This is a genomic window from Bradyrhizobium sp. CCBAU 51745, assembly GCF_028128715.1.
GTDB classification, from domain to species: Bacteria; Pseudomonadota; Alphaproteobacteria; order Rhizobiales; family Xanthobacteraceae; genus Bradyrhizobium; species Bradyrhizobium manausense.
The window spans coordinates 234,288-248,067 of record NZ_LBJP01000090.1 but is presented as its reverse complement, the minus strand read 5'-3'; the positions used below and the strand labels follow the sequence as shown (position 1 = coordinate 248,067).

Genomic DNA, 13,780 nt, shown 5'->3' with positions numbered 1-13,780 from the left:
GGCCGGATCAATCCGCCGTGCGGCTGCGGCAGCTATGGCTCCTTTGGCTGCAAACCAGAATCTTAAGTTGCAAGTCTTCGAATTAGCCTCGCTGCTGACGTGGACACAATTGCCCCCGAGCGGTCGAACATGGTTTGCGCGCTTGTGTTGAACAAGCCGAGCGCCTTCTGGGAGCTGTCGTCCCATTTGCCATCGACGCTGCCGCCGTAGCAGCCGACGCGTTTCAGTTGTTGCAAAAATCTTTCCCAGGGTTGAATCCCGGAGACGTGCACTCCGCGATGGCCGGGCCCGAGGCAATCACCAGATACAAGAAGCAAAGAGGACCCAATCTCGACAACATACCGATCCCTTCCGGCTGCCGCCCAAAAATCGCAAGCCTTAGGCCGCACCTTCCTCGACCGCTGGAGCCAACCTCGGGGTGGAAACCAGTGCGGCGAAGGCCCCGAGCAGCGGGATGGCGATAAAAAGCGCGACGGCTGCGACGTTGAAGGCGATGCCCGCACTGCCGGCCCGGTGCGCGAAGACGCCGGCGATCGGCGGCAACGCCAGCATGCTGCCGTAGAACGCGGAGAAGTAGATTCCCATTCCGACCGCGCGCGCCTGGACGGGAAGCGCCCATGTCGGCAGGCTGGCGAAGGTCGCACCGGACAGACCGGCCACCAGCCCCAGTGCTGCGAAGATGAGAACGTCGTGGTCGGACAGCGGAATGGCTGCCATCCCGAGCGCGGCGAGCAGGAGGGACGCGGCAGCGATCCAGATGCCGGCACCTCGCCGGATCGCAAGCGCGCCGCCGAGTGGGATGGCCGCGATGGTGACCCACAGCGCGACGCTGACGTGAGAGGCGGCGATCTCGGCCGTATAGCCCCTCTCGGTGAGAAGCAGCGGACCGAACGCAAACGCATTGGCGAAAGTGGCGTTGGCAGTGCCAGCGACGAGGCCTGCAATGACCACCGCGGCCGTGACGGCCGCGCCTGGGAAGGCCGCGGACAACGGCACGACCGGCCGCGCCTGCTTCGGCAGCGCGAACAAGAGGATCAGCGCCATCAGGGTCAGGATCACCATCGCTACCGACGCGCCGATCAGCCCGAACCTGTCCGCGATCGGCGGCAATGCGACCAAAGCCAGCGCTATCCCGCACGGCCACGAGCCGGCGAACGCCGCCATCGCAAGGCCGAACTGCCTCCCAGTGAATAGATCGGCGATCATCTTGGTGCCGGCGATGGTAAACACCACCGCCCCCGTGCCCGCGACGATTCTGGCCAGCAGGCGCGCGTTCCAGTCGCTCGACAGATCGACGACGGCGCCGGCGAACATCAGCGCCGCGCAGAGGAGAAGCGTCGTTCGTTCGCCAAGCCGTTGGACCACTATTCCGCCGGGAAGCGCAACCAGGACGCTGGGTGCCAGATAGGCGCCGACCAGGATGCCGAGCCGGGCGTAATCGAGGCCCTCAGCTCGAAGCAGCGGGCCGAGCGCTCCGACGCTTTCGAACTGCATGCCCATGACGCAGCGCGCGGTGAAAAGCAGCGCCAGAATTCGCCATTTCGATTCCACGTGGCCCCCCGGTCCAACGATTGCATCCGGCCAGTGTCACGTCGAAGCTCCCGCGAAGCAAGCCGCGATCTCGGCTTGACCCAAGAATCTGAGCCCAAACACCGAAAACTACGGGACAACCCGGTTCCAATCGCATGGGTTGAGCAGAGATCAGTCGGCCAGCGGCCTATGACACGGGCCCCGCCGTGCAATGACGATGTGGAGGCAGGTCGCCATCACTCCTGCGCCTTCTCGGGCCCCTCGTACGCAATGCCGCGAATGACGGCGTCATTGCCGAACTTCTTGCGCAGGCTGTCCACCGCACGCTCGGCATGCGCGGCGCGGCGGTCGAGCATGTCGGTGTCGTCGGCGGGCGAGCCGTCGCGCAGGGCGCTGACGCCGGCGCCCATCAGGCGGAAGGCGGTGCCGTCGATCTCTTTCGTCAGCATCTCGCGGCAGATCGAGAAGATCTTTGCGGCAAGCTGCGTCGGGGCTGCGATCGACTGCGAGCGGGTGCGTTGGCGGAAATCGGCGGTCTTGAGCTTCAGCGTGACGGTCGAACCGGCAAGCTCGCTGCTTTTCAGCCGCGACGATGTCTTCTCGCACAGCCGCCACAGGATCTTCTCCAGCGTCGCGAAATCGCGGATGTCGGTCTCGAACGTCGTTTCGCTGGAAATCGTCTTGGCGCCGCGATCGGGCTCGACGCGGCGATCGTCGATGCCGCGTGCGAGCCGCCAGAGCCGGCGGCCGTCGCTGGGAAACAGCCGCATCAGCTCGATCTCGTCGGCCTTTTGCAGATCGGCAATGAGACGGAAGCCGCGCTGCATGAGACGTTCTTGCGTTGCGGGGCCGACGCCGAAGATGAAGCCGACCGGCTTCTCGGCCAGCATGGTGCGCGCTTCCTCCTGGTCGAGCGCGGCAAAGCCGCGCGGCTTGTCGAGATCGGAGGCGATCTTGGCCAGGAACTTGTTGCAGGACAGGCCGACCGAGACGGTGATGCCGACGTCGCGCTCGACCTCGCGGGCAAAGCGCGCCAGCACCTTTGCCGGGATCATGCCGTGCACCCGCTCGGTGCCGGAGAGATCGAGGAAGGCCTCGTCGATCGAGAGCGGCTCGACCAGCGGCGTCAGCGCCTGCATGGCCTGCCGCACCTCGCGGCCGACGCGGACGTACTTCGTCATGTTGGGCGGGATCACGGTCGCATGCGGGCAGGCCTCCAACGCCTTGAACATCGGCATCGCCGAGCGGACGCCATAGGTGCGCGCGATGTAGCAGGCCGCCGAGACCACGCCGCGTTTGCCGCCGCCGATGATGACGGGCCTGTCGGCGATGTCAGGATTGTCGCGCTTCTCGACCGTCGCATAGAAGGCGTCGCAATCGACATGGGCGATGGTCAGCCCTGCAAGCGCGCGGTGGCGGACGAGGCGGGGGGAGCCGCAGGCGGAACAGCGCCGCCCGCCCATGTCCTGATCGGCCAGACAATCCCGGCAGAAGCAGCGGGGCCCGGCCGCCTCCAGGGCGGTCACGGCACGTCGCGCTCCCAGCTGCGGTCGCCGAGCGCATCGCCCAGCACCTGCCGCGCTGCGGCAACGTTGGTCGGATGCAGTTCCGAGGCCTTGGCAAAGGCCTTGACGGTGTCGTCATCGCGCAGCACGAAATCGAGCACGCTGAGCAGGAAATGCGGGTCCGAGGCGGCATTCCGGAGCGTTTCCGGGCCGACCCCGGTCTCGGCCAGGAACAGGCCCAGCCTTTCAGGCTCGCCGGCGACGAAGGACAGCGCCTGAATCGCAACGATTTCAGCGACTTCGCGGGGGTTGTGAACAGGCTTTTTCACGGGCCCGGTTTGCCTTTCCGTTAACTTTCGGTGTCTACTTTGGACTATGCCCGAGTCTCGAGACTGAGTCTTTATGTTGAGGCTTGGGCGTGAGCCTTGCGGCCCCAGACAAGCAACTGGAAACCACATCGCAGAAAGTGGCCCCTCGGGTTTAACCAAACTCAAGCGACTCTGGGGCTAGTTTGAATCCAGTTTTCGAAGCGCCGGAAAGCGGCGCCTGAGGCGTTACCATGCATCGGTCGTCGGGACCAAACAGGAGGGCGGGATGGCTAAGACCGTCCTGATCGTGGAAGACAACGAGCTCAACATGAAGCTCTTCCGCGACCTGTTGGAGGCGCATGGCTACCAGACCTCCGGCACCAGCAACGGTTACGAGGCGCTCGACCTCGTGCGCAAGATGCGGCCCGACCTCGTGCTGATGGATATCCAATTGCCCCAGGTCTCGGGGCTCGAAGTGACGCGCTGGATCAAGGACGATCCGGAGCTGCGTTCCATCCCCGTCGTCGCGGTCACGGCCTTCGCGATGAAGGGCGACGAAGAGCGCATCCGCGAGGGCGGCTGCGAAGCCTATTTGTCCAAGCCGATCTCGGTCGGCAAATTCATTGAGACGGTCCGGCGTTTTATCGGGTAGGGAGTGAGTTTCGGTGTCCGCGCGTATCCTTGTCGTCGATGACGTTCCCGCCAACGTCAAGCTCCTCGAAGCTCGTTTGTCGGCCGAATATTTCGACGTGATGACCGCCTCGAACGGCACCGAGGCGCTGGCGCTGGCCCGCCGCGCCGAATGCGACATCATCCTGCTCGACGTGATGATGCCCGACATGGACGGCTTCGAGGTCTGCCGCCGCCTCAAGACCGATCCGGCCACCCACCACATTCCCGTCGTCATGGTCACCGCGCTCGACAGCCCGGCCGATCGCAATCGTGGTCTCGAGGCCGGCGCCGACGATTTCCTGACAAAACCCGTCTCCGACGTCGTGTTGATCGCGCGCGTGCGCTCGCTGACGCGGCTGAAGATGATGACCGACGAGCTGCGCATGCGCGCCATCACCTCGCTCGAGATCGGCATGCAGGCGCCCGAGCGCAGTGCTGTCGCCGATACCGGCAAGGGCGGCCGTGTCCTGCTGGTCGACGATCGCGAGTCGTCCTATCAGCGGCTGGCGTCGATCCTTGCCGCCGAGCACACTGTCGACGTCGAGCCCAATCCGACCGAAGCGCTGTTCCATGCGGCCGAGGGCAATTACGACCTCCTGATCGTCTCGCTCGATCTGAACAATTTCGACGGCCTCAGGCTTTGCAGCCAGGCCCGCTCGCTGGAGCGCACGCGCCACGTGCCGATCCTGGCGATCGCGGAAGCGGAGAATTCGACCCGGCTGCTGCGCGGCCTCGAGATCGGCGTCAACGACTATCTGCTGCGCCCGCTCGACAAGACCGAGCTGCTGGCGCGCGCCCGCACGCAAATTCGCCGCCGCCGCTACACCGATCATCTGCGCGACAACGTGCAGAATTCGATCGAGATGGCGATCACCGATGCGCTCACCGGCCTGCACAATCGCCGCTACATGGAGAGCCATCTGGCAACGCTCGCCGAGCAGGCCGCGACGCGCGGCAAGCCGCTGGCGCTGATGATTCTGGACATCGACTATTTCAAGTCGATCAACGACAATTTCGGCCATGACGGCGGCGACGATGTGCTGCGCGAATTCGCGGTGCGCGTGCGCAAGTCGATCCGCGGCATCGATCTGGCCTGCCGCTACGGCGGCGAGGAGTTCGTCATCGTGATGCCGGAGACCGATTTGCACGTGGCAGGCATGGTCGCCGAGCGCCTGCGCCGCTCGATTGCCGGCGAGCCGTTCACCGTCCACAAGGGTACCAAGCGCGTCGAGGTGACGATCTCGATCGGGCTGACCACGCTGGAGCAGAAGGGCGAGGCGGTCGCCGACGTCCTCAAGCGCGCCGACATGGCGCTCTATCGCGCCAAGCATGATGGACGCAATCGCGTGGTGTCGCACGCGGCGTGAGACGGCGAGGGGCGCGCTGCGCGCCACATCCACCGGCGTCGTCCTGGCGAAAGCCATAACCACAGGAAGTGGTTGTAGCGCGAAGCTGGCAACTCCGAGTATTCGGGCAAAACAGGCGCATTTTGGCATGATGGGGTTCTGGCACCTGATACGGCCCGCGCTCATCACCATCTCGCGGGACGAGCCGCGAGTTTCCGCAGTTCATCGAGGAGCTTGATCGCTGGCGCGGGCAAGATTCCCTGTCTTCGTTTGAAAGCCGTCAGCGTTCTTGCGCTTGTGGCTCCCGGGATGTTCAGGGCGTCCACCATGCGAGCGCGGCGCTCGGCGTCGTAGATCGATTCCGGCATCCAGCCAAGAAAGCCCGAGCGAGCGATCAGGCTCTTCAGGACGAGGGTTGACCTGGTCTCGACAACGATGTTGGGCAGCCCTAGACCACGGGTGCGGAACACCCGCAGCAAATCCTCGTAGGGCGCGGTGCCGCGTGGCGTGATCGCCCATTGCTCCGTCATCGTATCTTCCAGTGTCAGCTTCCGCTTGCTGCGCAGCGGATGACGGGTGCCGGCGACCACGTGGCTCTGATCCTGCCAGCGGCAATCGGCGAGGGCTTCGATCTCATCGAGCGTCTCGGTCGCGGCACCCAATGCGAGATCGATCTCATTCTTGACGAGGGCCTCCGCAAGCCGGTCCCACACGCCTTCGATCACGAAGACGGTGAGGTTGGGCCACTTCTTCAGGACGGCGCTGATCGCCAGCGGAAGAATGAGGCTCGCGATGTTGCCGACGGCGCCGACGCGAATTGTTCCCTTCGCAAGTCCGCGCATCGCATTGATTTCTTCGGTCGCGTTTTCAGCCTCGCGCAGCAGTAGCGTTGCATGTGGAAGCAGGGCGCTGCCGACGGCCGTCAGTTGCATCCCCTTGGAATGACGCTCGAACAGCGGCGCACCAACCTGCCGCTCGAGGCGACGTACAGTGCGGCTGAGCGCAGGCTGCGTAATGTGCAGCAGGTCCGCGGCACGACCGAGGCTGCCGGCCGAGACGATCGTCATGAACGCGTTCAACTGTCGCAAATCGAAGGTCATGCACAAAGGTAATGACTTTGCCGTAAAAAGGCAATTTCAAAACAAGTCTCCGCTTTCCATAATTCGCGCCGGCCGGACGAAGCCGCCAACAACGCCGTCAAGAACATTTGGAAACGCCTATGCAGGAAGCCATACGCTCTGCGACCGACCGTGCGCGCTCGCAGGCCACGCACCTCACTGTTCGTGACGCCGTCTGCGACCTGATGCGCCGGCTCGGCATGACCACGGTGTTCGGAAATCCGGGGTCGACCGAATTGCCGCTGTTCCGGAATTTTCCGGACGACTTTCGCTACATTCTAGGCCTGCAAGAAGCCGTCGTGGTCGGAATGGCCGATGGCTACGCGCAGGCAACCCGCAATGCCGCGTTCGTCAACCTGCATTCGGCGGCCGGTGTCGGCAACGCGATGGGAAACATCTTCACCGCGTTCAAGAACCGCACGCCGATGGTGATCACGGCTGGTCAGCAGGCACGCTCCATGCTGGCCCTTGATCCGTTCCTTGCCTCGCGCGAGGCGACCGAGCTGCCAAAGCCATACGTGAAATGGAGCATCGAACCTGCGCGCGCCGAGGATGTGCCGCACGCGATCGCGCGGGCCTACTATCTTGCAATGATGCCGCCGCGCGGGCCGGTGCTGGTGTCGGTCCCGGTCGACGACTGGGATCGTCCGTCGGAATATCTGCCGGTCCGCCTCGTCAGTCAGCAGATCCGGCCCGATCCCGATGTTCTCGACCAGATTGCCCGGGCCCTCGACGGCGCGACGAGCCCGGCCTTCGTCGTCGGCGGTGCGGTCGACCGCGACTCGGCGTTCTCTGAAGTGGTCCGTCTGGCGGAAGCTCACAATGCCCGTGTCTTCGTGGCGCCGATGTCCGGCCGGTGCAGCTTTCCCGAGGACCATCGCCTGTTCGCCGGCTTCCTGCCGGCCATGCGGGAGAAAATTGTCTCTCTGCTCAAGGGCGCGGACCTCGTCTTCGCGATCGGTGCTCCGGCGTTCACGTATCACGTCGAGGGCTTCGGGCCACACGTGCCTGCCGGCGCCACGCTCGTCCAGTTGATCGACGATCCCCAAACCGCGACGTGGACGCCGCAGGGCATGGCCGCCGTCGGCAGCATACGGCTCGGGCTCATCGATCTGCTGGAACGGGCGAAGCCGCCTGCGCGTCTCGCGCCTCCACCGCGAGCGGCTGTGCCGCAGGTCCAGCCGACCGCTCCGCTATCGACGGCCTATCTCTTCCAGTCGCTCGCCGAGCGGCGACCGGCCGAGAGCATCATCGTCGAGGAGGCGCCGAGCGCGCGGTCGGTGATGCACGCTCATTTACCCATTGTCCGCAGCGAAGGCTTCTACACCATGGACAGCGGCGGACTCGGCTACGGCATGCCGGCGGCCGTCGGCGTCGCCTTGGGAAAGCGGGGCACGCGGGTGATCGGCGTGATCGGGGACGGCTCGAGCCTCTACTCGATCCAGTCGGTCTGGAGCGCGGCCAAGCTCTCGCTGCCGATCACCTTCGTGATCGTCAACAATGGCCGCTACGCCGCGCTGCAGGATTTTGCTCCGTCGTTCGGCTTTGCCTCGCAAGAGCCAGTTCAGGGCACCGACCTGCCGGACCTCGACTTCGTGGCGATTGCCAAGGGAATGGGCTGTCCCGCAGTCCGCGTCGACAATGCCGAGGCGCTGCATGCCGCGCTGGACAAGGCCTTTGCCTCGGATGGGCCGATGCTCATCGACGTTGAGGTCGACGATCGCCTGGCAGCAAAACAAATCGAGAAGGAAGGGGAGAAAACCATGAACACGATTTCCATGCTGATCGACGGAGAGCCGCAGCAGGCTAGCCATGGCGCAACCTTCGAACGGAAGAACCCGCTCGATTCGACCGTTGCGACACGGGCTCCTGCGGCGACCGCGGCCGATGCAGTTGCGGCGGTGCGGGCCGCCGCACGCGCATTTCCGTCCTGGTCTGCCGTCGGCCCCTCCGAGCGGCGCGCGCTTCTGACCAAGGCTGCGCATTGCCTCGAAGCCAAGGCCGATGCCTTTGCGGCGGCGATTGCCGCGGAGACAGGCGGGTCGGCGCTATGGAGCGGCTTTAATGTCCATCTTGCCGCCGGCATGCTGCTCGAGGCCGCCGCCATGACGACGCAGATCGGCGGCGAGATCATTCCGTCCGACGTGCCGGGGAGCCTGGCGATGGGCGTGCGCCGTCCGGCCGGCGTTGTCCTCGGCATGGCGCCCTGGAACGCACCGGTCATTCTCGGCGTGCGCGCGGTCGCATGGCCGCTCGCCTGCGGCAACACAGTAGTGCTGAAGGGCTCGGAGCTTTGCCCGGCGACGCATGGTCTCATCGTCGAAGCGTTGCGGGAGGCGGGCTTTCCCGCCGGCGTCGTCAACTACGTCACCAATGCGCCGAAGGATGCCGCCGCCGTCGTCGAGGCGATGATCGCCGAGCCCTCGGTTCGCCGCGTCAACTTCACCGGCTCGACCCGTGTCGGCAAGATCATCGCCGGCGTCTGCGCCAAGTACTTGAAGCCCGTCGTGCTCGAGCTTGGCGGCAAAGCGCCGCTCGTGGTGCTCGACGACGCCGATCTTGACGCCGCGGTCAACGGCGCCGCCTTCGGCGCGTTCGCCAATTCCGGGCAGATCTGCATGTCCACGGAACGGATCATCGTGGACGAGAGCATTGCCGATGTGTTCGTCCAGCGCTTGGCCGATAAGGCCGGCAAGCTGCCGGTCGGTGACCCCAGGAAAGGCCCGGTGGTGCTTGGCTCCGTCGTCGACATGGCGACGGTCGCTCGCTGCAACGAGCTGATCGACGATGCGCTCGCCAAGGGCGCGAAGCTGCTCTGCGGCGGCAAGGCGGACTCGACGCTGATGCCGGCCACTTTGCTCGACAACGTGACGGCCGACATGCGGATCTACAGCGAGGAATCCTTCGGTCCCGTCAAGCCGATCGTTCGCGTCAAGGGCGAGGAGGCCGCGATCGTCTGCGCCAACGACAATGCCTACGGATTGTCGTCGGCCGTATTCACCACGGACTCCGCCAGAGGCATGCGGGTGGCGGCGCGGATCGAATCCGGCATCTGCCACATCAACGGTCCGACCGTGCATGATGAGGCCCAGATGCCGTTCGGGGGTGTCAAGGACTCTGGCTTCGGGCGCTTCGGAGGCAAGGCCGGCATCGCCGAGTTCACCGAGCTGCGCTGGATCACCATGCAGACCTCCCCACGTCACTATCCGTTCTGAACAGAAGGCGAGAGATCATGAATCTCACGGGTGCACGCGCAGCGAATGCAATAGACGTCGGCCAGTTGCTCGACGAGGGTCCCTTCACGGCGTTCCAGAAGATCGTGGTCCTGCTGGCCGCGCTGTCGATCGTGATGGACGGGTTCGACGGTCAGCTCATCGGATTTGCGATTCCGGTGATCATCAAGGAATGGGGCGTCACTCGCGGGGCGTTTGCGCCGGTGGTCGCTGCCGGCCTGGTCGGCATGGCGATCGGCAGCGCATGTGCGGGATTGTTCGCGGACCGCTTTGGCCGCCGCTGGGCGGTGATCGGCAGCGTCCTTGTGTTCGGCACCGCGACTTGCGCGATCGGCCTTGCGCCGGATCTCCTGACGATCGGCTGCCTTCGTTTCGTCGCCGGGCTTGGCATCGGCGGTGCCTTGCCGACCTCGACGACGACGACCGCGGAGTTCACGCCGCTCCGCCACCGCACTTTGGCGGTGACGGCAACCATCGTCTGCGTGCCCCTGGGCGGGATGCTCGCGGGCCTGTTCGCCAGCGCCGTGCTCCCGGCCTTGGGCTGGCGTGCGCTCTTCTTCATCGGCGGCTCGCTGCCGCTGATCCTCAGTCTGCTGCTGGTGTTGGGCCTGCCGGAATCGCCGCGCTTCCTGGTCCGCCGCTCGGCGCGCTGGGCGGAACTGTCAGGCTTGCTCGCGCGCATGTCCCGGACGATCCCCGCGGACGCGACGTTCAGCGACAGGATCGAACAGCGCGCGGAGCAGCGCAAGGGACTGGCCGCATTGTTCGAGACGGGGCTTGCTCGCGACACCATTGCGATCTGGTGCGCGTTCTTCATGTGCCTGCTCGCCGTGTATAGCGCCTTCAGCTGGCTGCCGACGATGCTGACCTCGGAGGGCCTCGACGTGGCGGTGGCAGCTTCCGGGCTGACCGCCTACAACATGGGTGGCGTATTCGGCGCCTTGTTCTGCGCTGTCGCCATTGCACGCTTCGGGTCTCGCTGGCCGCTTCTGGCATGCTGTATCGGCGCGACCGCAAGCGCTCTCGTCATCCAGCAGCTCGGCACGAAGGACCACACGTCATTGTTAATTGCCGGCCTCGGCGTGCACGGGCTGTTCGTCAATGCGGTGCAGTCGACCATGTTTGCGTTGTGCGCCTATGTCTATCCGACGGCCGTGCGCGCGACCGGGACGGCGTCGGCGCTCGCCTTTGGCCGATTTGGTGCGATCCTGAGCGCGTTCGCGGGAGCTGCCGTGATCACTTCGGGAGGTGCGTCGGCCTATCTGCTCATGCTCGGCGGGGCCATGATCCTGGTCTTCGTCGCGCTTGCGGCCGTCAGGCGCCACATTCCGCCTCTTGAGAGGCCTCAAGCCGCCGCTGTCGCAATTCCGGCGAACGATCTGCAACGATCATGATCGAGACAATGCAGGGCAGGGACACCCTATGATGTCGAAACCTCGGGCGGTACGAACTGGAATACAATGTTCTGACGGGGTGATCTCTGCTCGGTTGTTGCGCTCGGCTATTCCCACAAACTCTGCTGTCATTCCCCGCGACCCGGCTACGCCAAGGCTTCGCCGGGGTTGAGGTCTAGGGGCGCCGAAGCTTTAGCGTAGGCGGCAGGCGGCAGGCGGGGATCCAGTACGCCGCGGCGTCTCGATTCAACTACAACTGCCTCTGGAATACTGGATCACCCGCTTTCGCGGGTGATGACACCGAGAGGTGCGGCGACACCGGTTATTGGGATGACCGCTTGCCCTTCACCGGCTTCGCATCGCCACCCACATCCACGCCGGCATTCCGCAGCAACACCTTGGCCGCTTCCTTCGCCGCGCGCGCCATCGCGGGATCGTCACGCACTAAATCCTGGGCGATCGAGCCGTCGACCAGCAGCACGAGCTGCGTTGCGAGCGCGTCCGCATCGGCGACGCCGAGCTCGGTCAGTCGCTCGCGAAACCAGACGCGGCGGCTTTCCTTGAAGGCGATGGCGATCTTCTTCACCGCGCGGTCCGTGGGCCCGAGCTCGGCGACCGCATTCACGAACGGGCAGCCGCGAAAATCCTTGGACGCAAAGCGCCGTTCCAGGGAATCGAAGGTGGCGAGGATCTGCTCGGCCGGCGGCTTGTCGGAGGGGCGGGCGCTGACGAAGCGGCGCTCCAGATAGGCCGCGATCAGCGCGTCCTTGGACGGGAAGTGGTTGTAGAGCGTGCGCTTGCTGATGCCGATCTCGGCCGCGATGGTATCGACGCCGATGGCGCGAATGCCTTGCAGATAGAACAGCCTGTCGGCGGTCTGAAGGATCCGTTCCTTCATGTCGGATTTTTCGGCGGACGGCATAACACAGACCTGTGTAACAAGCACCTTGACAGCGCCCGTTACCTATAGACTAATTACACAGGTCTGTGTAACCAAAATCGACCGATCATGCAGATGCCGGCGCGCGGCCAGCGCCCATGAGGGAGAACAAAAATGCCCCTGTTGCAGGTCCTGCGTCCGACATTGCCGATCCTGATCGGCGCCTCGATCATGCTGACGCTGAGCATGGGGCTGCGGCAGTCGCTCGGCATCTTCATGCCGCCGCTGACGCACGACATCCATCTCTCGGTGTCGGACTTCACGCTGGCGCTCGCCGTGCAGAACCTCGCCTGGGGCTTCCTCCAGCCGCTCGCCGGGGCGATGACGGTGCGCTACGGCTTCCGCCCGATCATGATCGCGGGCGCGCTGATGTACATCGCCGGCCTCGCTTTGATGGCGACGGCGAACGGGCTCGTCAGCATCATGATCGGCGCCGGCGTGCTGATCGGCACTTCGCTGGCCTGCACCGCGGCTGCGATCGCGATGTCGGTGGCGGCGCGCGCGGTGCCTGCGACGGTGCGCTCGACCGTGCTCGGCATCGTCTCGGGCGCCGGCTCGCTCGGTGCGCTGCTGTCGGCGCCGATCGGGCAGATGCTCAACGAGGGTTTTGGCTGGCGCATCGGCCTTGCCGGCTTTGTCGTCATGTCGGTGCTGATGATCCCGGCCGCGTGGTACGCCGGCCGGGTCGATGCCATTCCGCTGCCAAAGCCTGCTGCCGACGATATCGGCGATGCCACGGCCGCCTCCGTGACGAGGGCCGCGTTCGGCAACGCCTCCTTCGTGGTGATGACGTGCGCCTATCTCGTCTGCGGCATGCAGCTCGTGTTCCTCACTACGCATCTGCCGTCCTATCTCGCCATCTGCGGGCTCGATCCGATGCTGAGCGCGCAGACGCTCGGCATGATCGGCGGCTTCAACGTGCTGGGTTCGCTGTTCTTCGGCTGGGCCGGCCAGCGCTGGAACAAGCTGGCGCTGCTGGGCGCGATCTACCTCCTGCGTTCGCTCGCGCTGGCCTGGTACTTCATGCTGCCGGCGACGCCGTTCTCGACGCTGCTGTTCGGCGCCATCATGGGCTTCCTGTGGATGGGCGTCGGCCCGCTGGTTGCCGGCGCCGTCGCCGAGATGTTCGGCCTGCGCTGGCAGGCGATGATTCAGGGCCTGGCCTTCATGAGCCACCAGATCGGCAGCTTCCTCGGCGCCTACGGAGGAGGGCTGATCTATGACACGCTCGGCTCATACTCCATGGCCTGGCGCATCGGCGTCGCGCTCGGCCTTGCCGGCGGCATCGTCCAGATCGCATTCGCGCTGATCAAACCGACCGCGCCGCCCTTGCTGCGAACCGCGTAGGCATCATCAGCCGCTGCTCATCCGTTGGGCGATGCGCACCTCTGTGAAGCAGCGCGTGGCGCGGCTTCCGCACAGCAGCAAACTGGAATCGAAGCGCATTCAGCAGCTTGATTGAATCGTTTCGATGGTGCGAATCTTGCATCTCTCCTTTCGCCTGGAATTGGAACCGCGTCTAACGCTTTCCGATCTGGCGACAAGGGAAAGGCCGATAAGCCATGAGGCTGGTCGATGCCAGTCTCCAGACATCGACGCTCGACGACCTCATCGCGTCGAGCCTCGATCATTTTGCCCCGAAAATCCGAGCCGATCACGCTGGCGCTGTCGCTCCGGCGCGAATGATCATCCCTGCGGTTCCATGCAGACAATGCCCGGAAGCCAATCTCTCGC

Annotated in this window: 10 protein-coding genes and 1 pseudogene; 6 read left to right on the top strand and 5 right to left on the bottom strand. The window is 65.0% G+C overall.

Annotation, left to right across the window (positions count from 1 at the left end; translation table 11 throughout):
* Positions 1-378 precede the first annotated feature (378 nt).
* The 3 genes from XH98_RS32685 to XH98_RS32675 all read right to left on the bottom strand — a co-directional run bounded on the left by XH98_RS32685 (position 379) and on the right by XH98_RS32675 (position 3,364).
* The gene (locus XH98_RS32685) at positions 379-1,551 is read right to left on the bottom strand and encodes an MFS transporter (RefSeq protein WP_271621042.1); all 1,173 of its coding nucleotides are present in this window, start codon (positions 1,549-1,551) and stop codon (positions 379-381) included.
* 215 nt (positions 1,552-1,766) lie between these two features.
* Positions 1,767-3,056, bottom strand: a complete 1,290-nt coding sequence (locus XH98_RS32680; RefSeq protein ID WP_271621041.1) for a DNA polymerase IV — start codon at positions 3,054-3,056, stop codon at positions 1,767-1,769.
* Positions 3,053-3,364: a DUF3572 domain-containing protein gene (locus XH98_RS32675; protein WP_271621040.1), complete on the bottom strand. Its 312-nt coding sequence runs from the start codon at positions 3,362-3,364 to the stop codon at positions 3,053-3,055. Before XH98_RS32675 ends, XH98_RS32680 begins: the two co-directional genes overlap by 4 nt.
* A 265-nt stretch (positions 3,365-3,629) precedes the next feature.
* Here XH98_RS32675 and XH98_RS32670 point away from each other — a divergent pair, with 265 nt between their 5' ends.
* Entirely contained in the window at positions 3,630-3,995 is a 366-nt protein-coding gene (locus tag XH98_RS32670) for a response regulator (protein ID WP_008130064.1), read from the top strand.
* A gap of 13 nt (positions 3,996-4,008) precedes the next feature.
* Positions 4,009-5,382: a PleD family two-component system response regulator gene (locus XH98_RS32665; RefSeq protein WP_057756587.1), complete on the top strand. Its 1,374-nt coding sequence runs from the start codon at positions 4,009-4,011 to the stop codon at positions 5,380-5,382.
* Positions 5,383-5,546: 164 nt separating this feature from the next.
* On the opposite strand, the gene XH98_RS32660 is transcribed toward XH98_RS32665, so the two are convergent.
* A complete protein-coding gene (locus XH98_RS32660; protein WP_271621039.1) occupies positions 5,547-6,461 on the bottom strand; it encodes a LysR family transcriptional regulator in 915 nt (304 codons plus the stop codon).
* Positions 6,462-6,580: 119 nt separating this feature from the next.
* On the opposite strand from XH98_RS32660, the pseudogene mdlC reads away from it, so the two are divergent.
* From mdlC to XH98_RS32645, 3 genes and pseudogenes are all read left to right on the top strand, one after another.
* A pseudogene (gene mdlC, locus XH98_RS32655) lies at positions 6,581-8,185 on the top strand (benzoylformate decarboxylase); the annotation flags it as partial.
* Between the two features lie 57 nt (positions 8,186-8,242).
* Positions 8,243-9,694 (top strand): aldehyde dehydrogenase, encoded by a 1,452-nt coding sequence (locus XH98_RS32650; RefSeq protein ID WP_271621063.1) that lies wholly within the window; start codon positions 8,243-8,245, stop codon positions 9,692-9,694.
* Between the two features lie 17 nt (positions 9,695-9,711).
* Complete coding sequence (locus XH98_RS32645; RefSeq protein ID WP_271621038.1) at positions 9,712-11,106, top strand: MFS transporter; 1,395 nt, start codon at positions 9,712-9,714, stop codon at positions 11,104-11,106.
* A gap of 322 nt (positions 11,107-11,428) precedes the next feature.
* Here XH98_RS32645 and XH98_RS32640 read toward each other — a convergent pair whose 3' ends face one another.
* On the bottom strand, positions 11,429-12,004 hold the full coding sequence (locus tag XH98_RS32640; protein WP_271621037.1) for a TetR/AcrR family transcriptional regulator: 576 nt from the start codon (positions 12,002-12,004) through the stop codon (positions 11,429-11,431).
* Positions 12,005-12,160: 156 nt separating this feature from the next.
* Between XH98_RS32640 and XH98_RS32635 the strand changes: the two genes are divergently transcribed.
* Positions 12,161-13,393: an MFS transporter gene (locus tag XH98_RS32635; protein WP_271621036.1), complete on the top strand. Its 1,233-nt coding sequence runs from the start codon at positions 12,161-12,163 to the stop codon at positions 13,391-13,393.
* The last annotated feature ends 387 nt before the right edge of the window (positions 13,394-13,780 follow it).

What these genes read in the sequence shown, in the direction of transcription:
- XH98_RS32645 (WP_271621038.1), top strand. Translation starts at nt 9,712, where the DNA reads ATGAATCTCACGGGTGCACGCGCAGCGAATGCAATAGACGTCGGCCAG.
- XH98_RS32640 (WP_271621037.1), bottom strand. Translation starts at nt 12,004, where the DNA reads ATGAAGGAACGGATCCTTCAGACCGCCGACAGGCTGTTCTATCTGCAA.
- XH98_RS32670 (WP_008130064.1), top strand. Translation starts at nt 3,630, where the DNA reads ATGGCTAAGACCGTCCTGATCGTGGAAGACAACGAGCTCAACATGAAG.
- XH98_RS32650 (WP_271621063.1), top strand. Translation starts at nt 8,243, where the DNA reads ATGAACACGATTTCCATGCTGATCGACGGAGAGCCGCAGCAGGCTAGC.
- XH98_RS32635 (WP_271621036.1), top strand. Translation starts at nt 12,161, where the DNA reads ATGCCCCTGTTGCAGGTCCTGCGTCCGACATTGCCGATCCTGATCGGC.
- XH98_RS32660 (WP_271621039.1), bottom strand. Translation starts at nt 6,461, where the DNA reads ATGACCTTCGATTTGCGACAGTTGAACGCGTTCATGACGATCGTCTCG.